At 43.6% G+C, this 3,125-nt stretch carries 1 protein-coding gene; it reads right to left on the minus strand.

Annotated elements, in window-relative coordinates; genetic code table 11:
* Positions 1–168 precede the first annotated feature (168 nt).
* The gene (locus tag GNE10_RS33325) at positions 169–3,099 is read right to left on the minus strand and encodes an NHLP bacteriocin export ABC transporter permease/ATPase subunit (protein WP_311774910.1); all 2,931 of its coding nucleotides are present in this window, start codon (positions 3,097–3,099) and stop codon (positions 169–171) included.
* Positions 3,100–3,125 lie beyond the last annotated feature (26 nt).

Below are 3,125 nucleotides of genomic sequence, written 5' to 3' on the forward strand. Positions count from 1 at the left end.
GGAGTTAGGAGTTAGGAGTTAGGAGTTAGGAGTTAGGAGTTAGGAGTTAGGAGTTAGGAGTTAGGAGTTAGGAGTTATTCTTTCCTTGCCTCAAGAGCCTCTCCTCTGCCTCCCCTGCTTCCCCAATCTTCTTTATCTCCCTTGTCCCCATACCCCATGCCCCATGCCCTAAATCAATTGCCGCAACATCAGTTGTGCAAATAGTCCTGGTTGATTTGCTAAATCAGTGAAATTACCTTGTTGTACTATCTTGCCACCATCAAGGACGTAGATTCGGTGAGCATTTTGGATGGTACTGAGACGATGAGCGATCGCAATTCTCGTGACTTTTAACTGCTCTAAGCTTTGACTAACAATTGCTTGGGTTCTATTATCTAATGCACTAGTGGCTTCATCAAATAGCAAAATTCGCGGTTTGAATGCTAAAGCCCTAGCAATTAACAAGCGTTGGCGTTGTCCGCCAGAAAGATTAGTACCTCCTTCACTGACTACTGTATGCATCTGCATGGGCATTGCTGCAATATCATCTGCTAAACCTGCCATTTGTGCTGCTTGCCAAGCTTCATCCATCGTCAGTACTGCGCCACTGGCAATGTTCTCAAAAATAGAGGCTGACATCAAGCGGCTATTTTGCATCACAACACCCAATTGGCGGCGCACAGCAGGAATGTCCAAACAAGCCAAGTTTTGTTCGTCATAGTAAATTGTGCCAGCTTTGGGTAATTCAAAACCCAAAAGTAATCTCAATAATGTTGATTTACCGCTACCAGAAGGGCCGACAATGGCAATAAATTCTCCTGGTTGGGCACGGATGCTGACATTATCCAACGTGAAGCCGCCATCGTCGCGGTAGCGGAAGCTTACCCGGTCTACAACTAATTTACCCGATAGTCTTCCGGGATCTGTTTGAGTGAAATCCCTTTCTAGTTCTCCTTGGAGAATTGGCTGTGCCCTTTGCCACAAGGGTAAGACTTGTAAAACTTCCACTACTACGCTGCTTAAATTAGTGACTCCGTTGATAAATGTGCCAAAAGCCACATTAAAAGCTAAAAATGTGCCAGTGGATAAATTAGTTGTTCCTGGGGTTTGGGGTTGTGCCATTAAGGTTGTAGCAAACCAGAAAATAGCGGCAGTTGTTAACACTGGTAACACTTGATTGATGACTGCGACTCCATCTTCAATGCTTTGGGTACTCAGCATTAGTTTTAGTTGTTCGGTATACTTTCTACCCCAATAAGCAAAGGCGCGGGCTTCAGCTTTGGCAATTCGCAGTTTGGCAACTCCATCAATTAACTGCACCATCACGCCAAAGATTTGTCCTTCTTGTTCTAGTAGCGGGCGGACTTTCTGGAGAATGAGTATACCAGAAATAATAGTGACGGTGGTGTTCAGCGCTGCCACCGCACAAGCTATCAAAGCCAAGGAAACATTGTAGTAAAACAATAATCCCAAATTCAGCAGTGAAAATAGACTCGAAAAAATAGTTTTGATTATTGTATTACCGAGTCTTTGGCGAATTTGACTAATGGCTGTGACTCTAGAATTCAAGTCACCAACCGAGAAGGAGCGAAAAAAGGTAGGCTTTAAATTCAACAATCGATCCCACACTGCGGCTTCAGTGGAAGAATCAGCAAAGGTTTCCAGGCGAATAGTAGCAAATCCCAGTGCTAATTGAAACATCATTCCGCCAAAGGCAGCAGCCACTAAACCGATAGTAATTTGGCTCAATAACCCGCGATTGGCATCAGGGATGGCTTTGTCTATCAGGATAGCTGTAGCTTGAGGAGTCAGCATTCCTAACAAAGTGATGGTAATTGATATTACTAAAACTAGAATTAATTCTTTGTCATGTCCTTGGATAGCAAACTTCAGTAAATCAAAAGTTTTCAGCTGTTTACTTGGTAAAGGGCGATAAAATACGTAGGCGTTGGGAGCTAAAACTGCTGCAACGCGGGCATCCACAGAGATGCAAGTTTGTTGCCCAGGTACGTAGAGTTGGTAACGAGTATCAGATATTGGTAACAATGCCACTGGCAGATTTTTATCAAGGGTAAATGCCAACATTGCCCCGCAGTCCTTTTGCCACCAATTATTTGGTAACTGTATTTGGCGTACCCGAACACGGGAAGCGCGGGCGATCGCTTTCACAGGATCTTGCACTCGATTAAAATCTTCTGAGGCAGCTGGGGGACGAATTTCAATACCCAATGTCCGTCCCACAGCACCAGCAGCAACTAATAAAGCTCGATTTGGGTCAACAGCATTATCAACAGTACTTAACCTATTTGATTTTGACGGCAACACAGATGCCAACTCTGTTAGCGTCTGCTGCATTACTCGCCGCTCAAGACTTTCCCTGGCTTGAAATCTCAGTAACTCTGCATCCATTTCCCGCCGTTGCAATAGTTCAACACAATGGAGAAAATAAGTTTGTAGTCGAGACAAACCCGATAACAGCAAATCTAAATCTGGAATTTCTCCAGTGCTAAGAGTTTGCAACTCAACAGCCTCACTCGCCTCTAGCCACATATTTGGATGTAAAGGTAATATTCCAGAATTGGGAGTCAACAACAAATTCTCAAACCCCATCCATTTAGCGCTTCCTTCGAGGATTTTTACCCACAATACATAACCTTGGGATTGGAAGATTTGGTTTTTGGCTAAGGAATAGCAATCAATTTCTGAACATAATATTGGTGTGGTTGGCGTAGTGATGCCAGCAATTACCGAACTACATTGAGAAATCCAGCCTTCTATTAAAGCTAGCGCTTGTCTTTTAGCCCCAACAAACAGCTGATTAAATTCATCTCTCGATACTTTTAAAAGTTCCGTTTCTTCCAGGAACACAGCTAAAATTTTGTACTGTTTGCCATCCAAACTGAGTACAGTACCAAACATCGCCTGTTCCACTTCGATACTAAATAAGTAGCGACGACTTCCTTCGAGAATGCCATCATTGAGAGCAATGGCAAATAGCCCCAAGTAACCAGATTTTACTAACCAAATTGTCTGCGGATCGTCTAATGATAGCGATTCATTGGCCTGAAAGCGATGATATTCTCCTTGGTTGAGGAGAGATGAGGAAGACAAGGAAGACAAGGAAGAATTTTCTCCCCCATCTCCCC

The sequence above is a fragment of the Nostoc sp. 2RC genome, from assembly GCF_014222165.1.
GTDB classification, from domain to species: domain Bacteria; phylum Cyanobacteriota; class Cyanobacteriia; order Cyanobacteriales; family Nostocaceae; genus Nostoc; species Nostoc linckia.